This is a genomic window from Geothrix sp. (genome assembly GCF_020622065.1).
GTDB lineage: Bacteria > Acidobacteriota > Holophagae > Holophagales > Holophagaceae > Geothrix.
On record NZ_JAHRYQ010000001.1, the window covers coordinates 461783 to 479592 of the forward strand.

A 17810-nucleotide genomic window follows, 5' to 3' on the forward strand; every position below is an offset into this window, starting at 1 on the left:
CATGCGCCTGCTCGCCCCCTCCGTGGCCGCCCTGTGCCTGTCCGCCGCTCTGTCCATGCCCGCCGCGGCCCAGGAGGCGCCCCGCTTCGCCTTCTTCAGCATCAATCAGCTGGTCCGCAGCTCCAAGAAGGCTGGCGCGATCTTCTCCGAGCTGGAGATCACGGGCAAGAACCTCCAGGAGAAGCTCCAGGCCAAGGGCCAGGAGCTGCAGACCCTGCAGCAGCAGCTGAACTCCCCCAGCCTGGACCCGGATAAGAAGGAAGCCCTGGCCAAGCGCTACCGCGACCTGGAGTTCGAGGCCAAGAAGATGCAGGAGGACAGCCAGGCCGAGTACCAGCGCGTGGAGAAGAAGGTCAGCGAATCGATCGCCAAGCTGGCGGGCCCCATCGTCGAGCAGCTGGCCAAGGAGCAGAAGATCCAGATGGTCTTCTCCGACCAGTCCGTGCAGATCCTCTCCTGGGCCGATGAGGCCTGGATGAAGGGCTTCACCGCCGAGGTCTCCAAGCGCCTGGATGCCTCCGAGGGCACCCCCGCCGCCGCGTCGAAGCCTGCCGCCGCCAAACCCGCCGCCCCCAAGCCGGCCGCGCCGAAGAAGTAGGTCTCCGGAGCCCTCCGCGATACCTAAGCCCTAAATCATGACCGCCGCGCGACGGCTGCTCCTGCTGCTCACCGGGATCAACCTGGTGAACTACCTGGATCGGTATGTCGTCGCGGCGATTCTGGAGCCCCTGGGCCGGGAGCTGCACCTGTCCGACGCCCAGCTGGGGCGCCTGACCTTCGTCTTCATCGCGGTCTACATGTGTTCCGCGCCGCTCTTCGGGTATTTGGCCGACCGCTTCCACCGCCCCCGCCTCGTGGCCGGGGGCGTGGCTTTGTGGAGCCTCGCCACCGTGGGCGCCGCCTTCGTGCACAGCTATCCGGCGCTCCTGGTGACGCGCTCTCTGGTGGGCGTGGGCGAGGCCGCCTATGCCAGCTTGGGCCCGGCCATGCTGGCAGACGGCTTCCCGGAATCCGACCGGGCGAAGGCCTTCACCTGGTTCTACCTCGCCATCCCCCTGGGCAGCGCCTTCGGGTACGGGCTGGGCGGCCTCGTGGCGGGCGCCTGGGGCTGGCGGGCCTCTTTCCTGGTGGCGGGCCTCCCGGGCCTGGCCCTGGCCCTCTGGATGGCGCTCCAGGCCGATCCGGTGCGCGGCGCCATGGATGGCACCCGGGAGGATGACGCGAACGCCCCGTACTTCCAGCGCCTGAAGCATGTCTTCCTCAACCGCATCTGGCTGGCCTGCACCGCCAGCTATGTGGCCTACACCTTCGCCATGGGCGGCCTCAGCACCTGGGGACCCACGCTGCTGCAGCGCCGCTTCGCGGTCTCCACGGCCAAGGCGGGCCTGGTGTTCGGAGGCCTGGCGGTGGTGACGGGCATCCTGGGGACATTCCTCGGCGGCTGGTTCACGGACCGCTGGCAGAAGCGCTGGCCCGATGCCGGGGCCGGGATCTCCGGCGTCACGCTGCTCGCCGCAGCCCCCGTGGTGGCCTGGGCCCTGGGCACCCACCACCTGGGAGCGGCCTATGCGCTGTTCTTCGTGGGCATGTTCCTGCTCTTCGTGAACACCAGCCCGGTCAACGCCCTCACCGTCAGCAGCCTGCCCGCCAGCATCCGGGCCACGGGCGTGGCGGTGAATGTGCTGCTCATCCACCTGCTGGGCGACGCCATCAGCCCCGAGTGGGTGGGCCGCCGGGCGGACGCGCTGCACGCGATGGGGAACTCCGGCGGGGATGCCCTGGCGCGGGCCCTCCTGGTGGTGGTGCCGGCCATCGTCCTCAGCGGCCTGGCCCTGTGGTGGGCGCGGCACCGGCCCTCGCGGGCCTGAGGTGGGCACCAGTCGCACGGCGCGGTTCCTGGCGCGGATCTGGTTCCGCGCCCTCCGGCGCGAAGGCCCACCTCTGCCGCCGGGCCCCTGCCTGATCCTGCTCAACCATCCGAACGGCCTGCTGGACCCCCTGGCAGCTGCGGCCTCGCTGGACCGCCGGGCGGGCTGGCTGGCCAAGGCCACCCTCTGGAAGCTGGCGCCCCTCCGCCCCTTCCTGGCCGCGTTCCGGGCCATCCCCGTCACCCGGCCCAGAGATGGCGACGCCACGCCGGAATCCATCCAGCAGTGCTTCCGGAAGGTCCACGAGGTCCTGGCCCGGGGCGGCTCTGTGGCCCTGTTCCCGGAGGGTGTGAGCCACACGGGGGCGGACCTGGCCCCCCTCAAGACCGGCGCTGCCCGCATGGCCCTCTCCAGCCCCACACCGCCCTTCCTGATCCCGGCGGGGCTGGTCTACGGGGATCGAGGCGCCTTCCGGCATGGCGCCCTCCTTCGGGTGGGGGAACCGGTTGCCTGGAGCGATCTGGCCCGCCGGGGTACGGATCCCGACGCGGTGGTGGAGCTGACCGCCCGCATCCGTGCGGCCCTGCAACCGCTCACCCTGCAGGACCCGGAGGTGCGGGTGCTGGCCCTGGCCCAGGAGGTGGCCTGGCTGCTGGCCGAGGCCCCCGGCAGCCGGGTGGATCTGGAGGCGCTTCGCAGGCGCGTGCGGGCCCTGGTGCCCCGGCTGGCCGCGCTGGGACCCGCGGCTCTGGCCGACCTTGAGGCCCGGGTGCACGACACCCAGGGCTGGCTTCGCGCCCGGGGGCTCCGGCCCGATCAGGTGGGCCATCCCTATCCCTGGACCGAGATCCGGGGCTGGTTGCCGGGTGCCGCGCGGCGGCTGGGCCTGACGGTCCTCCTCCTGCCGGCCGCCCTCGCGTTTTGGCCTTCGTACCGACTTGTGGACTGGATCGCGACCCGGTTCACAGAGGAAGGCGACCAGGTGGCCACCCTCAAGCTGCTGGGTGGTCTCCTGCTCCATCCCCTCTGGGCGACGGCGCTGGCGGGGCTGGCCGGGTGGTGCTGGGGCGGGTGGGCAGCCCTGGCGGCTCCGGGAGCGCTGCTGGTGCTCCTTCTGGCCTTGCCCATCCTGGAGCGGTCCGCGGAGGATCTCCAGGCCATCCGCGGCTTCCTGCGCCGCCGGGATCCGGCCGTGCCCGAGCTGCTGGAGGCCCGGAAGCAGCTGATCGAGGCGTTTCCAGAATTGGAAGGGGAATGAAGAAGGCGGGGCCGAAGCCCCGCCTTCTTCATTCGCGGCCCTGGGATCAGTGGCCGAAGATGGTGTATTTATCGGGCGCCTGGACCTCGGGGAAGGCCAGGGGAGCCAGGGGGAGGGTCGCACCGCCCTGGGTGGGATCCACCACGAGGGTGGTGCCCATGGCGCCCAGGAAGTAGCGCATCTGCTTCTGCAGGAGGCCGGTGTTCACGAGGCTGGCCGTGGGATCCAGCAGGGAGCCGTGGCCGATGCCGGCCTGGTCGAACTGGAAGTAGCCTTCCGTCGGCGTGGTGGCGGTGATGGCCACGGCGGCGTTGGCGGCCTTGGGGGCCGGGGCGCCTGCGGTGAGGGTGAACATGAACTGGGCGGGCACGCCGGCCGCATGGGCGGGAGTGCCGCCGGCGGAGTAGGCCAGCTGTTTGAAGCCGGGGGCCACGGCCGCGCCCGCGGCGCCCAGGACTTCCCGGCCGCCGAGGGCATTGCCCAGATAGCGGGTGTAGGGGTTGCCGATGACGACATCACCCACGGATTCCTGGATGGCCACGCGGTTGGAGAGGCGGCTCGGCAGGCCCGCGGCCAGGGGCGTGGTCATGGTGGCGGGATCCGCGGGGTCCACCACGCTCTGGGTCACCTGGAAGAACTGGTGATAGGTGGGCGTGTTCTTGACGATGCCCACGGCCGCCAGACCGGCGTCCACGGCGGGGCCGAAGGAGGGGCTGTTCTGGATGAGGTAGGCCAGGCGGCCGCCAGGGACGGACAGGTAGCCCTTCATGTCGTTGTTGAGGGTGGTCTGGGTGTAGGGGGCGCCCGTGGTGGCCAGGGTGGTGTTGCCCGCCAGGTAGTAGGTGCCGACGATGGAACCGAGGCTGTGGCCCACGAAGCGCATGCCCGTGTTGGAGGGCGGGGCGGACAGGGCGGCGAAGCCGCCCACGGCGACGGTGAGCTCCAGACGGTTCAGGTTGAAGGCGGCCTGCTGGATGTTGGAGCGGGTGGCCAGGGGCGCGCCGATGGCCATGAAGTCCTGGCCCCAGGCCTGCTGCTTCTGTCCCTTGACCGTGGCCGAATCGCCGCCGGCGATCTGGTGGGCGGGAATGGCCAGGGCGCCGTGCAGGGGCAGGTCGATGGCCACGATGGCGCGGCCCACGGTGGTGAGGGTCTGGGCCAGGGCGATCGCGGTCTCCTTCTGGCTGGTGATGCCGTGCTGGTAGATCACCAGGGGCCAGTTGGAGCCGGCGGCGGGGGCGATGTAGACGAACGGGATGGCCCGCGGCACATGGTAGTAGCTGGTGAGGGCCCCGGTGGTCCGGAAGGGCTGCACCACGCCCGCGGCGGGGTTGTAGGCGCCGGTGATGCCGGTGAGGTTGCCCCCGGCGGCGGTGGCATTGGCGGCCACGACGACGGGATCCATGGACAGGTCGGCGCTGTTGATGGTGCCGAGGATCACCGTGCCCACGGTGGCGGGGGCCGCGGTAGCGGTGCCCATCACGGCACTCCAGTAGGCATCGGGGCTGGGATTGATGCCGCCGCGGTCGAAGGTGGCGGTGACGGAGACGGTGTTCGTCCAGGTCTTGCCCGCCAGACCGCCGAGGGTGGAGCCGGCGGCGAAGGACCGCAGGGCGGTCTCCACGGGGATGCGCGTGGTGGGCGTCGCGGGGTTCGGCGCGATGAAACCCGCACCGGTGGTGATGAAGCGGCCGATCAAGGCGATGTCGGAGCGCTTGGTCACGGTGGTGGTGGCCGTGGCGGTGATGAGGTCATCCATCACCTTGGCGTAGCCGGAGAGGAGGATGGTCGAACCGCTCTGGACATTGGCCCGGATGGGCTCCAGGGCCGCGAAGGAACCTCCGAGGAGGGTGGTGGACTTGAGGGCCTCGAAGTAGGGGGAGGCGGAAATGGGCAGCCCGGCGGCGTCCTTCACCCGGTTGGTGACCACATAGAGGTACCGGGTGCCGGGAAGCAGGGGGAAGTTCGGGAACAGGAACAGGTCCGTGCCGCCGGCCGCGTACTGATAGGTGAAGGTGGCGGAGATGTCGGTGAAGCCCAGGGCGGCGTTCTCCGTGCCGGCCGCATCCGTGCTCAGCTGGAACACCTTGATGTTGGCGGGCGTGACGGTGCTGGCATCCACCGCGGCGTTGAACTGGAGGTAGATCGGGGCGTTCAGGCCGGCCACGGCGTTGGTGCCGCCCACTTCCTTGAGGTTCACATACGCCAGGGCCTCGGGGGGGGTCAGGGGGGTGTTCGCCGCACGGCCCACGAGGGGATCGGTGGCGGTCGCGGTGGCCAGGATGTTCGGAAGGGGGATCTTCGCGTTGGCGGGGTCGAACACCGGGGTGGTCGTGCTGGGCATGGAACCGCCGCCCGTGACGATGGAGGGGGCCTTGGAATCGCCGCCGCCGTTGCAGGCAAGGATCATCAGCAGGGAAGCGCCGAGAATCGCTTGGTTCAAGCGTGGATGCATCGCATCACCTCATGGGTGGGGTTGAAGGAAACGGGAGATTGGTCCCAAACGATAGGCGGCTCCGGACCGAAATGCCATACAAAAGCGAAGGGCCCCTGGCGGGGCCCTTCGGGTGCGCGGAATCAGCTAATCGGTGACTGCAAAGACGACCTTGTCGTTCTTAAAGCGGCTCACGGTGATCAGCTCGATCGTGGCGGTCTGCTTGTCTTCGCTGATGGTGAGCTTGTAGTGCTCGTCCTTCAGGTAGGAGCCCGGCACCACATTCACCTTGCCGATCTTCTTCAGGCCCAGGTCGGCGGCCTTGATGGCGATGGTCTTGGCGGAGCGGAGGTCGAGGCTCTGGGTGAAGACCTCGTCGCGCCAGTTCTTGCCCGCACGGTCCTTGGCGAAGACGGGGATCTCGATGACGCCCTCGGCTTTCAGCTTGTCGCGGGTGCCGACGACATAGTGCAGGGAGTTCAGCTTGGAGACCTGGGCGGCGTTGTCGGACTGCAGCTTGGCGCGCTCTTCGATGAGGTTGGTGCGCTCGGAGCGGAGGCCCGCGATCTCTTCTTCGATCTTCTTCTTCTGGCCTTCGAGGTCCACGACCTCTTCCTGAAGCTTCTCGTTCTGGGCCACGGCCTCGTCGCGCTCGCCCTCGACCTTTTCACGCTCCTGGCGCATCAGGTCGTTGGGGGTGATCTTCGCCTTGCCCTGGGCGACCCAGGTGCCGTAGGTGCCGTTGGCGTAGAAGTGGTAGACCTCGAAACCGGGCGCCAGCTTTTCCATGATGGCCACGCGGCTCACCAGCTTCTTGGCCTCGGCCTCGGGTACACCCTTCTTCTTCAGGAAGCGCATGGCCATGCCGTAGTGGCTGTCGTTGGGCTTGGCCAGGTCGGGCTTGGGCAGGTCGGCCTTGAGCTTGGCGAGCTTGGTGTTGAGTTCCTTGATCTCCTTGTCCTTGTCCAGCACCTCCTGGAGCAGGGCCTGGTACGAGCTGTTCTTCTCGTTCTTGATGCGCTCTTCCAGGGCCTTCTTCTGCTCGTCGGTGAGCTGCAGGGTCTCGGCGTTGGGCTTGACATCATTGACGCCGGCCTGGGCCAGCTTCTTCTGCTGCTCGGTGCCGGCCTGGTTCAGCTGCTGGCTGGCCTTGTCGGCTTCGGCGGCCTTCTGCGTCAGTTCCCGGATCTGCGGATCTTCCCGCTTGCAGGCGGTGGAGACCATCAGGAAGGATGCGGCCATCAGGGCCAGGGCCAAGGTCGGTCGGCGGAATGGAATCATGGGTTCCTCCATGGGGGCGTTTAGGTGGGCGCTTCTGGGACGGGGAACTCACCACCTTAGTCCTTAAGGCTAGGACATGGCAAGGTTTCCCGCGTCATCCGAAAGGTGTAGGGGGCTGCGGGCTCGGGATATACTCATTGTTTCCTCCAGGCGACTGTTTGGAGGGGTTCCAAGGAGTCCGGCATGGCCACCCAGGGGCGTCACCTTTTCACATCCGAAAGCGTCACCGAGGGGCACCCCGACAAGATGGCGGACCAGATCTCCGACGCCGTCCTCGACGCAGCCCTCAAGGATGATCCCCGCAGCCGCGTGGCCTGCGAGACGCTGCTGACCACGGGCCTGGTGCTGGTGGCCGGCGAGATCACCACCGAGACCTACATTCCCGTGGCGGCCCTCGTGCGGGATGTGGTGAAGGACATCGGCTACGATCACCACATCAAGGGCTTCGACTACGCCACCTGCGCGGTGATGGTGACCATCGACCAGCAGAGCCCCGACATCGCCATGGGCGTGGACACCGGCGGCGCCGGGGACCAGGGCCTGATGTTCGGCTATGCCTGCCAGGACACCCCCGAGCTGATGCCCGCCGCCATCCAGTTCTCCCACCTGCTGACGCGGAAGCTCTCCGAAGTCCGCAAGAGCGGGCAGCTCCCCTGGCTGCGGCCCGACGGCAAGTCCCAGGTCACGGTGGAGTTCGACGGCGACCGGGTGAAGCGCATCCACACCGTGGTGATCTCCACCCAGCACGACGAGCATGTCACCCAGAACACCATCCGCGACAGCATCCTGCAGGATGTGATCAAGGCCAGCCTGCCGGCGGATCTGCTGGATGCGCAGACGGTCTACCATGTGAACCCCACGGGGCGCTTCGTGGTGGGCGGGCCCATGGGCGACACGGGCCTGACTGGCCGGAAGATCATCGTGGACACCTACGGCGGCAGCGGCCACCACGGAGGCGGTGCCTTCTCGGGCAAGGATCCCAGCAAGGTGGACCGGAGCGCCGCCTACATGGGCCGCTACATCGCCAAGAACATCGTGGCCGCGGGCTTGGCCGGCCGCTGCGAGATCCAGCTGGCCTACGCCATCGGCGTGGCGGAGCCCGTGTCGATCGCGGTGGACACCTTCGGCACCGGCCAGGTTTCGGACGAGGCCATCGTGCGCGCCGTGCGCGAGGTCTTCAGCTGCACGCCCAAGGCCATGATCGAGGCCCTGGATCTGCGCAAGCCCATCTACCGCGCCACCGCCGCCTACGGCCACTTCGGCCGCCCCGAATTCTCCTGGGAGAAGACGGACAAGGTGGAGGCGCTGAGGAAGGCGGCCAAGTAAGTCTCCAGTCTTCGAGCCTCAGTCTTCAGGTGCAGCTTTGGAGCGGCCCGGTGGGCCGCTCCTTTGGTTGCCTTTGGGGCGCTCCGGTGGGACGGTGAACCCAAACGCCATCCCGCCGCCCTGCGGCGCATCAGGAATCCTTACCTGAAGACTGAAGACTGAAGACTCAGGACTGAAGGCTACCCCGCCACTTCCACGCGGTTCCGGCCGCCTTGTTTGGCGCGGTAGAGGGCTTCGTCGGCGTGCTTGAGGAGATCCTCGGCATCGGGCATCTCCCCTTGGCCATCGCGGGCCGCCAGGCCCATGCTGGCGGTCTTCCGGATGGTGACGCCGTCCAGGACATGATCCATCTCGGAGAACTTCTGCCTCAGGTTCTCGGCGACCTGCAGGGCGGCGGGGATGTCCGTGTGGGGCAATACCAGGGTCAGCTCCTCGCCGCCGTAACGGGCGGCCAGGTCCGTGGTCCGGAGGCTGGCCTTGAGCATGGCGCCGATGTTCCGCAGCACTTCGTCGCCCATGGCGTGGCCGTACGAATCGTTCACCTGCTTGAAGTGGTCGATGTCGATCATCACCACGGACAGCGGCGTCTTGTAGCGTCGCGCCCGCTGGACCTCTTCCTCCAGGCGTGTCATCAGGCGGCGCCGGTTCGCCAGGCCCGTGAGCACATCGGTGACGGAGAGGGCCTCGAGCTGGACATTCATTTCGCGGAGCTCATCCTGCAGCAGCTTCAGCTTGGTATGGATGCGCACCCGCGCCAGCAGTTCCTTCTCGTGGAAGGGTTTGGTGACATAGTCGGAAGCTCCCCGTTCCAGGATCTCGGCCTTGCGGTCCAGGTCGTCCTCGGCAGTGAGGATGATCACGGGGATCTGTGCCAGCTCCTTGCGGCTGGCCTTGAGGCCCAGGAATTTCAGGCCGTCGAAGCCCGGCATGACCAGGTCGCAGAGCACGAGGTCCGGTGGGGTCTCCATGATCGTCTTGAAGGCCGTAAGGCCGTCCGCGGCCTCCATGAAGTGCGAGAACCCGCCGTCCTTCATGAGCACCGCCTTGATCTCGCTGCGGATCATGGTGTTGTCATCGACGATGAGGATGCGGGCGCCCATCAGACCTCCTCGGCGGCGGCGAGGAGTCGCATGAGCCAGTCCTGCCAGGCGTCCGGGGCGAACGAGTCTCCAGGCGGGGGAGGCAGGTTCCGGCGCAGGTTCCGCGTGGCTTGGAGCGGGCCCTGGCAGAGGGTGTCAGGCATCGTTCCCACCGCCTCAGCGCAGGCGGTCCAGCCCTCTGGCGTCTGACAGACGAGCAGCCACTGGTGGCCGGCCTCCAGGGACAGCCGCACGCGCTCAGGCCAGCTCCAGTCCGCGCAGCCCCCCATCTCCAGGTCATCGGGCAGGAAGCGGCCCTGGATGCCCCAGGGATTCGCCGCCACGGATCCCCGGTGCAGGCTGGCGGGCAGGGTGCCGGAAGCCGGGGTGCGGAGGTGGGCCACCATCACGAGTCGGTCGGGATGGGCCAGGGCCGTGAAGGCGGCGGCATTGCGGCCCACCTGGGCGGCATCGGCGAGCTCGGGAAGGCCCAGGTGGCTGTCGAGGGTGGTGCCGCCCAGGCCGGGGAAGTGCTTCAGGCAGCCGCGGACGCCCAGGGATTCGAGGCCATGGAGGAAGGCGCCCGCCGCCACCATGGTCTCGCCGGGATCCCCGCTGGCGGCCCGGTCCCCGATGCCGGCTCCGGGATGACCATCCCAGAGATCCACCACGGGGGCGAAATCCACATTGAAGCCGAGGAGGCGCAGGCCCTCACCCCAGAGGCGGCCCCAGGCTTCGCAGGCCGCGGCGCCACCGCCCAGCCAGATCCGCCGGAGGGGGGGCGTCGCGCCCACCCAGGGGCGCAGGCGGCTCACGGGCCCACCCTCCTGGTCCAGGGCCACGGCCAGGGGCAGATCCGTCCCGAACCGGGCCTGGAGGCCATCGATCAGGGCCCTGCAGCGGGCTGGCCCCTGGGTGGGATCAGGATCCAGGTTGCGGGCGAAGAGGATGAGGCCGCCGGGGCGGAAGGGAAGGTCTACTTCCGCGGCATCGAGGCCCCGGAAACCGGTCCAGAGGAGCTCTTGGGCACTGGGCATCCCTCACCTTACCCGGAGGGCCAGCTCCAGGTGGCGGGCCAGGAGCAGGAATCCAGGGCTCGCTTCCTGGAACGACGAGCGATCCTCGAATCCCAGGTAGAGCCAGCCCGTGCTCCCCAGGGGCACCAGGTGCTCTTCGGGGTAGCCCAGGGCTGGGGCGGGAAGGGGGCCGGGCAGGGGGCGTTCGAGTGCGACCGGGAGGGGACGGGTCCCCCGCCGGGCGACGGCGCGCAGCTGGCCATCGGCATCGTGGCGGTAGCAGGCCAGGCCATCCGGCGCACACCGGGCCACGAGCCGGTCCAGCAGCGGCCCGAGGGCCACCTCCAGCGAGGGGGCCTCGAGGCCCTGGAGGCTCAGGTCGCAGAGGTCGAGGGCCTCTTCGTGGGCCGCCCGGAGATCCTGGGAACGGCTGAGGATGCGAGCCTCCAGCTCGGCCTGGTAGGCCCGGACGGTCTTCAGGAGGCGGGCATGATCCAGGGCCCGGTCCAGGACCACCTCGATCTCGGCCAGGCGGAAGGGCTTCTGGATGAGGTCGTAGGCGCCTTGCTTCAGGGCCCCGATGGTCGTATCCAGGGTGGCGAAGGCGGTGATCAGGATGCAGATGGCATCCGGATGCCGCTGCTTGAGGGCAGCGATGAGCTCCAGGCCCGACAGCCCGCCGGGCATGTGCAGGTCCGTCAGCACCAGGGGAAAGGGGGTCTCGGCCATCCGGGCCAGGGCGGCCTCCCCGTCGGCGGCGGCCTCGGCGGAATAGCCCCGGCTCTGCAGGGCCTCCAGCAGCGCGGTGCGAACCTCGGGTTCGTCATCCACGATGAGGATGGGCTCCTGGATCATGGGGCCGTTCTCGCCGGGACCAGCGTGCGTTCGAAGATCTTCGCGTCGATGAAGATGCGCAGCACTTCGGAGTCCAGGAGGTTCACCTTGGCCTCCTGTTCCAGGATCTCGAGGCTGCGCTCCACGCTCACGGCGGCCTTGTAGGGCCGGTCGGCGGCGGTCAGGGCGTCGTACACATCGGAGACGGCCATGAGCTTGCTCTGAACGGGAATGTCCGGCTCCTTGAGCTGGCGGGGATAGCCCCGGCCGTTCAGGCGCTCGTGGTGGGCCCACGCGATCTCGGGCACGCCGGCCAGCTCGCTCGTCCAGGGGATCTGGCTGAGGAACCGGTAGGTGTGGGTGACATGGCTCTGGATCTCGTCCCGCTCCTGGGCCGAGAGGCTGCCCTTGGGGATCTTCAGCAGGTCCAGGTCGCCCGGGGCCATGAGGGCCCGGCGATCCCCGGACCAGTGCTGGTAGGTGAGGTCCTCGAGGACATTCAGTTCGTGCGCGACCTCCTGGGGCAGCACGGTCGGCTCGTTGCTGCGCCGCACCAGGTCCACCAGGCGCCGCGTCTCCTCCTCCTGCTGGTTCAGCAGGACCCTGGCCTGGCCCGGGTCGAAGGTCTGTCCCTTGCTCCAGGCGTCCAGCATCCGGTCGCGCATGGCTTCCAGGGTGCGCTGGTGCAGCCGCTGGAAGATGCTCTCCAGGTGCTCGCCCTCGATCTTCTTGGCCTTCACGAGCACCTGCTCCCGGACACCCACCTTGCCGAAATCGTGGAGGAGGCTGGCGTAGCGGATCTCGCGGATCTGGATGGGGGTGAACAGCAGCTCGCCATAGGGGCCATTGGGGGTCTGGTTGACCGCTTCCGCCAGGCCCACGGTGAGCTCGGCCACCCGGCTGGAATGGCCGGAGGTGCTGGGATCGCGGGCTTCAATCGCGGTCACGGAGGCGTTCACGAAGCCCTCGAAGAGGCGTTCGATGTCGTTCTTCAGGCCCAGGATCTCCTGAGTGCGGGCCTCCACCATGCGCTCCAGGTTCTGCTGGTATTCCTCGTTCTCCCGCAGCAGGCGGTAGTGCTCCAGGGCCCGCTCCAGCCCCGCCTCGATCTCCGCCAGCTTGAAGGGCTTCTGGATGAAGTCGTAGGCGCCGCGCTTCAGGGCCTGGATGGCGGATTCGGTGGTGGCATACCCGGTCATGAGGATGCCCAGGCTCCGGGGGTCCTCGTCGTGGATGGCCCGCAGCAGCTCCAGGCCCGACAGCCCGCCGGGCATGTTCAGGTCCGTGAAGATCACCGGGAAATGCCGGGTCCGCACCTTTGCCAGGGCCTGGGCGCCGCCCTCGGCCCCCTCGGCGGCGTAGCCCTGGTCCTCCAGGGCCTCCACCAGCAGGTTCCGCAGATCCGCCTCGTCGTCCACGATGAGGATGGGGATGGGGGTGGTGAGGGGCACGCCGACTCCAAGGATCCCCGCCTCATCGGACGGGAGGGGGAGGGGGACAAGTTTGGGGGGAGTCCCGCCTTCCGGCCTCCAGCCTGCCCTATTGCACGGCCTCCGTCTCTACTTTCAATTGACCATCCTCGATCTGGAGCCGGGCCAGCCCGCCGGGCTTGAGCCGGCCCTGGAGCACCAGGCGGGACAGGGGATTCACGACGGTCTGCTGGATGAGGCGCTTGAGGGGGCGGGCGCCATAGAGAGGATCGAAGCCCTCAGCGGCCAGCCAGTCGAGGGCCGCCTCCGGGGCCTCCAGCTCCAGGCGCTGGGCCTGGAGCATGGTTTCCACGCGCTTGAGCTGGATGCGGGCCACGGCCTTCATGTCCTCGCGGCTCAGGGAGCGGAAGATCACCACCTCGTCCAGGCGGTTCAGGAACTCGGGGCGGAAATGGTCGTGCAGGGCGGCCTGGACGGCGGCCTCGGCCCTGGAGGCGTCGCCGCCGGCATCGAAGATGGCCTGGCTGCCCAGGTTGGTGGTCATGAGCACGACAGTATTGCGGAAGTCCACCGTCCGGCCCTGGCCATCCGTGAGGCGCCCGTCCTCCAGCACCTGCAGGAAGAGGTCGAAGGTGCGGGGGTGGGCCTTCTCCATTTCATCCAGGAGGATCACGGCGTAGGGGCGGCGGCGGATGGCCTCCGTGAGGCGCCCGCCCTCCTCGTAGCCGATGTAGCCCGGCGCGGCGCCGATGAGCCGCGTGGCATCGGCCTCGTGGGTGAACTCGCTCATGTCGATGCGGACCATGGCGTTCTCGTCATCGAAGAGGAATTCCGCCAGGGCTCGCGCTACTTCCGTCTTGCCCACGCCCGTGGGGCCCAGGAAGAGGAAGCTACCGATGGGCCGCTTGGGGTCGCTGAGCCCCGCGCGGTTCCGACGCAGGGCATCGGAGATGGCCGTGAGGGCTGGATCCTGGCCCACCACCCGCTCGCCCAGCCGGGCCTCCATCTTCAGGAGCTTCTCCACCTCGCCTTCGAGGATGCGGCTCACGGGGATGCCGGTCCAGCGGCTCACGATGGCCGCGATGTCGGCTTCGCCCACCTCCAGGCGCAACATGGCGCTCTCCTTGGGGGAGGTCGCCGTCAGCTGCTTCTCCAGGGCGGGGATCTCGCCATACTCCAGGCGCGAGGCCCGCTCGTACTCGCCCTTCGTCTTCGCCTGCTCCAGCTCGATGCGGAGATCGTCCAGCTTCTTCTGGAGGGCGCGGGCCCCCTCGATCACCTTCTTCTCGTTCTCCCACTGTGCCCGGAGCTTGCTCAGCTCCTCATTCAGTTCCGCCAGTTCCTTGTCCAGTTCCGCCAGCCGCGCGCGGCTGGCCGCATCCTTCTCCTTCGTCAGCGAATGCCTCTCCAACTGCAGCTGCATTTCGCGGCGCTCGCGGACATCGATCTCCGTGGGCCGGCTGTCGAGCTGCATGCGCACGGCGCTGGCGGCCTCGTCCATGAGGTCCACGGCCTTGTCGGGCAGGAAGCGGTCGGCGATGTAGCGGTGGCTCAGCTGGGCCGCCGCCACCAGGGCCGCGTCCTGGATGCGCACGCCGTGGTGCAGTTCGTAGCGCTCCTTCAGGCCCCGCAGGATGGAAATGGCGTCCTCCACGCCGGGCTCTTCCACGAAGACCGGCTGGAAGCGGCGCTCGAGGGCCGCATCCTTCTCGATGTGCTTGCGGTACTCGTCGAGCGTGGTGGCGCCGATGCAGCGCAGCTCACCCCGGGCCAGGGCCGGCTTCAGCAGGTTGGCGGCGTCCATGCCGCCGGACACGGCTCCCGCGCCCACCAGCAGGTGCAGTTCGTCGATGAAGAGCACGACTTGGCCCTCGGCCTTCTCGACTTCCTGGATGACGCCCTTCAGGCGCTCCTCGAACTGGCCCCGGTACTGCGTTCCGGCCACGAGAGCGCCCATGTCCAGGCCCATGACCCGCAGGCCCTTGAGGCTTTCGGGCACATCGTTCTTGTGAATGCGCTGGGCCAGTCCCTCCACGATGGCGGTCTTGCCCACGCCGGGCTCGCCGATGAGCACGGGGTTGTTCTTGGTGCGCCGCGAGAGCACCTGCAGCACCCGGCGGATCTCCTCGTCGCGGCCGATGACGGGGTCCAGCTTTCCGGCGGCGGCCAGGGCGGTGTAGTCCTTGGCATACTTCTCCAGGCTGGCGAATTTCTCCTCGGCCGCCTCGTCCTCGACGCGGGATCCCTTGCGGGTTTCCCGGATGGCGGCCTCCAGCGTCTTCCGGTCCAGGCCGAAGCGCTCCAGGGCCTTCTTGGCGTCCGTGTGGGCGTTGGCCAGGGCCAGCAGGAGGGCGTCGGTGGCCAGGAAGCGATCGCCCAGCCCGCGGCCCGTGTCGCTGGCCACTTCCAGGAAGTGGCGGAAGGCCGCCCCGACCTGGGGTTCGGAGCCGCCCACGGCCCGGGGCAGCTTGTCGACCAGGGCTTCGGCGGCGTCCTCCAGGCCCTGGATGGAGTCCGGGCTCTGGCCGGCCCGTTCCAGCAGGGGGCGCAGTCCGGCCTCCGGCGCGAGCAGGGCCCCGAGCAGGTGCTGAGGCACCAGCTCGGGGTGCTGATCCTGCACGGCGCGCTGCCGGGCAGCCACCACGGCGTCGTTGGCTTTCTGGGTGAAGGGGAGGAGGGACATGGAACACCTCGACGGGTTCCAGCTTAGGTCAAATTTGATGCTAATCAACTAAAATTTTATGAATCAAATATCACAAGGCTGTCCTCGGTTGCACGGCCGCATGGGCCAGGAGCAGCCCCGTGAGCAGGGCGATGGCCACGAAGAGGGCCTGGAAGGCCGTGTCGAGGCCCACCACCAGCTGTTTCTGGATGATGAACTCCAGGCCCCGGAACCCGAGCCCCCCGGGCACCAGCACCATGAGCCCCGGCAGCAGGGTCACCACGGAGGGCCGGTGGGTGAGGCGGGTGAAGAGGTTGCTGCCCAGGCCCAGGGCGAAGGCCCCCAGGCCCACGCCGAATTGCGGCCCCAGCAGGGCGGCGCCCTGGCGGGTGCCGTAGAAGGCCAGGATGCAGGCGGCGAAGATCCAGGGCAGCTCCCGGGGGCGGGCCCGGAAGATCACCACGAAGGCCGCGGCCGCCAGCAGCAGGATCGGCAGTACGGTCCAGGCGGGCAGGGGCAGGGGGGTGCCCTGGAGGGCCCGGTCCACCAGGGGGCCCGCCAGGCGCTGTCCCAGGGCCACCCCGAAGCCCAGGGAGAGGAAGGTCATGGCCGTATCCAGCAGCCGCGCCGTCCCCGCCACCAGGTTCCCCGTGGCCAGCTCGTTCATCGAAACCACCAGGCGCAGTCCGGGCACGAGGACGATGAGCCCGGCCACGGTGAGGATCTGCGGCGAGACATGGGTGAACCGCGCGGCGGCGGCCACCGCCAGGAACCCCACCAGCGTGCCGGCCACCGGGTAGACGATCCGGGACAGCCCGGCCTTCCGCCCCAGCAGCAGGGCCGTGAGACCCACCAGCACGCCGAGCAGCGCCGTGAGCGCCATCTCGCGCCAGCCGCCGCCGAAGAACATGGCGGCCGGGGCCGAGCCCAGGCCGAAGCAGGGCACGGTGAGCCAGGGGCCCCAGCGGTCCGGAGCCGACAGGATGCCGCGCACCCGCTCGCGGGCTTCCGGAGCGCCGATGCGACCCTCGATGAGGGCGTCCGTGGTCTCCTGCAGGTCGGACAGCTTCTCCAGGTTCGTTTCCCCCGAGGGGCTGCGCTGGATGAAGGCCCAGCGCTCATGGCCCCGCCCCAGGGAGGCGAAGAAGGCCGTGGGCAGCCCGAGGAACTGGCCATCCAGGCCCAGGCGCCGGGACACCCGCTCCAACGCATCCTCGAAGCGATGGGCGGGAATGCCGTAGGCCTGGAAGGCGCGGCCCAGTTCCAGGCAGAGGGCCACTTCCGGTGGCGGCGGGGCCGAGGCCGGGGTGGACGGGGCAGCCTCGGGGCTTCCCTGGAAATCGGATGATCCGGCCGTGGACATGCCCCAGGTTAGCGGACCCCAGGGGCCGCGCGGGTCTGGGGCCCCGGGGGAGCTCCCCTAGCCCGCCGCCTCCTCCGCCAGGGCCAGGCAGGCCGTGAGTCCCGGCGATTCGATGCCGAGGAGGTTCACCAGCCCCCGCAGCCCGTGGGCGTCCTCCCGCTGAAGGAGGAAATCCGGGGCCGGCTCGCCCGGGGCGTGCAGCTTGGGCCGGATGCCTGCGTAGGCGGGCTGGAGGGCGCCATCCGGCAGACCCGGCCAGTACTGGCGGACCTCGGCGTAGAATCCGTCCGCCCGGTGGGGGTCCACCTCGTAACTCTCGCGGTCCACCCATTCCATGTCGGGTCCGAACCGCGCCTGCCCGGCCAGGTCCAGGGTGAGGTGCACGCCCAGGTGGCTCTGGTCGGGGAGGGGGTAGACCAGGCGCGAGAAGGGCGCGGGCCCCGACAGGGTGAAGTAGCTGCCCTTGGCCCAGCGCCGGGGCAGGGGTGGAAGGGCGGCGGTGCGGATCCCCTCGAAAGCCCAGGCCAGGGCCAGGGCACCGAGCCCGGCGCAATTGAATACGCGCTCGGCCCGCAGCGTCATCGGGTCCTCTCCGCCGACTTCGATCTCGAGCCCCGCCGACCGCGACCGGCCCCCCAGGACGGGGCTCTTCAGCACCACGGTGGCGCCATGGGCCTCGGCATCCTGGCGGAGAGCGCGCATGAGCCCATGGCTGTCGATGATGCCCGTGCTGGGGGAGCTCAGGGCGGCGGCGGCGCGGAGCTGAGGTTCCAGCTGCCGGCAGGTCTCCGCGTCGAGCCATTGGAGGTCCAGCACCCCATTGGCCTCGGCCCGGGCACGGAGCTGCCGCAGGGCCTCGAGCTGGGAGGCCTCCGTGGCCACGATGAGCTTGCCGCACCGGCGGTGGTTCACGGCCCGGTCGCGGCAGTAGGCGTAGAGGGCGCGGTTGCCTGCCACGCACAGCCGGGCCTTCAAGGATCCCGCCGGATAGTAGATGCCCGCGTGGATGACCTCGCTGTTGCGCGAGCTGATGCCGGTGCCGACGCGATCCTCCGCCTCGAGGACCACCACCTCGCGGCCCGCCATCGCCAGCCGGCGGGCCAGGGCCAACCCCACCACCCCGGCGCCGATGACGACGCATTGGACTCGTTCCATGATGGGCCCCCGCGGGAACGATTATTCCAGGCCGGACCGAGGCTCCCGCCCTGGAGCCCGTCGTGACGGAAAAATATGTCTAGATTTTTTTATTAACACATAAC

General features: G+C 69.1%; 13 protein-coding genes. 4 read left to right on the forward strand and 9 right to left on the reverse strand.

The window, feature by feature from the left end; translation table 11 throughout:
* Position 1 precedes the first annotated feature (1 nt).
* The 3 genes from QZ647_RS02240 to QZ647_RS02250 are packed head-to-tail and all read left to right on the forward strand — an operon-like array spanning position 2 to position 3126.
* Positions 2-598, forward strand: a complete 597-nt coding sequence (locus tag QZ647_RS02240; protein ID WP_291270612.1) for an OmpH family outer membrane protein — start codon at positions 2-4, stop codon at positions 596-598.
* A gap of 37 nt (positions 599-635) precedes the next feature.
* The gene (locus QZ647_RS02245) at positions 636-1868 is read left to right on the forward strand and encodes an MFS transporter (protein ID WP_291270613.1); all 1233 of its coding nucleotides are present in this window, start codon (positions 636-638) and stop codon (positions 1866-1868) included.
* Position 1869: 1 nt separating this feature from the next.
* Positions 1870-3126: a 1-acyl-sn-glycerol-3-phosphate acyltransferase gene (locus QZ647_RS02250; protein WP_291270614.1), complete on the forward strand. Its 1257-nt coding sequence runs from the start codon at positions 1870-1872 to the stop codon at positions 3124-3126.
* Between the two features lie 46 nt (positions 3127-3172).
* On the opposite strand, the gene QZ647_RS02255 is transcribed toward QZ647_RS02250, so the two are convergent.
* Positions 3173-5581, reverse strand: a complete 2409-nt coding sequence (locus tag QZ647_RS02255; RefSeq protein WP_291270615.1) for an Ig-like domain-containing protein — start codon at positions 5579-5581, stop codon at positions 3173-3175.
* A 126-nt stretch (positions 5582-5707) separates the two neighbouring features.
* The gene (locus QZ647_RS02260) at positions 5708-6841 is read right to left on the reverse strand and encodes a hypothetical protein (RefSeq protein ID WP_291270616.1); all 1134 of its coding nucleotides are present in this window, start codon (positions 6839-6841) and stop codon (positions 5708-5710) included.
* 183 nt (positions 6842-7024) lie between these two features.
* Between QZ647_RS02260 and metK the strand changes: the two genes are divergently transcribed.
* Positions 7025-8167 (forward strand): methionine adenosyltransferase, encoded by a 1143-nt coding sequence (gene metK / locus QZ647_RS02265; protein WP_291270617.1) that lies wholly within the window; start codon positions 7025-7027, stop codon positions 8165-8167.
* 179 nt (positions 8168-8346) lie between these two features.
* Here metK and QZ647_RS02270 read toward each other — a convergent pair whose 3' ends face one another.
* The 7 genes from QZ647_RS02270 to QZ647_RS02300 form a co-directional block, all read right to left on the reverse strand.
* Positions 8347-9267 carry a diguanylate cyclase gene (locus QZ647_RS02270; RefSeq protein ID WP_291270618.1) on the reverse strand — a complete coding sequence of 307 codons (921 nt, stop codon included), beginning with the start codon at positions 9265-9267 and terminating at the stop codon, positions 8347-8349.
* Positions 9267-10283: a glycoside hydrolase family 3 N-terminal domain-containing protein gene (locus QZ647_RS02275; protein WP_291270619.1), complete on the reverse strand. Its 1017-nt coding sequence runs from the start codon at positions 10281-10283 to the stop codon at positions 9267-9269. Before QZ647_RS02275 ends, QZ647_RS02270 begins: the two co-directional genes overlap by 1 nt.
* 3 nt (positions 10284-10286) lie before the next feature.
* Positions 10287-11117 carry a response regulator gene (locus tag QZ647_RS02280; RefSeq protein WP_291270620.1) on the reverse strand — a complete coding sequence of 277 codons (831 nt, stop codon included), beginning with the start codon at positions 11115-11117 and terminating at the stop codon, positions 10287-10289.
* A complete protein-coding gene (locus QZ647_RS02285) occupies positions 11114-12547 on the reverse strand; it encodes an HD domain-containing phosphohydrolase (protein ID WP_291270621.1) in 1434 nt (477 codons plus the stop codon). Before QZ647_RS02285 ends, QZ647_RS02280 begins: the two co-directional genes overlap by 4 nt.
* An 88-nt stretch (positions 12548-12635) precedes the next feature.
* Complete coding sequence (clpB, locus tag QZ647_RS02290; RefSeq protein ID WP_291270622.1) at positions 12636-15209, reverse strand: ATP-dependent chaperone ClpB; 2574 nt, start codon at positions 15207-15209, stop codon at positions 12636-12638.
* A gap of 70 nt (positions 15210-15279) precedes the next feature.
* On the reverse strand, positions 15280-16551 hold the full coding sequence (locus tag QZ647_RS02295; protein ID WP_291270623.1) for a threonine/serine exporter family protein: 1272 nt from the start codon (positions 16549-16551) through the stop codon (positions 15280-15282).
* 57 nt (positions 16552-16608) lie between these two features.
* Complete coding sequence (locus QZ647_RS02300; RefSeq protein WP_291270624.1) at positions 16609-17706, reverse strand: NAD(P)/FAD-dependent oxidoreductase; 1098 nt, start codon at positions 17704-17706, stop codon at positions 16609-16611.
* Positions 17707-17810 lie beyond the last annotated feature (104 nt).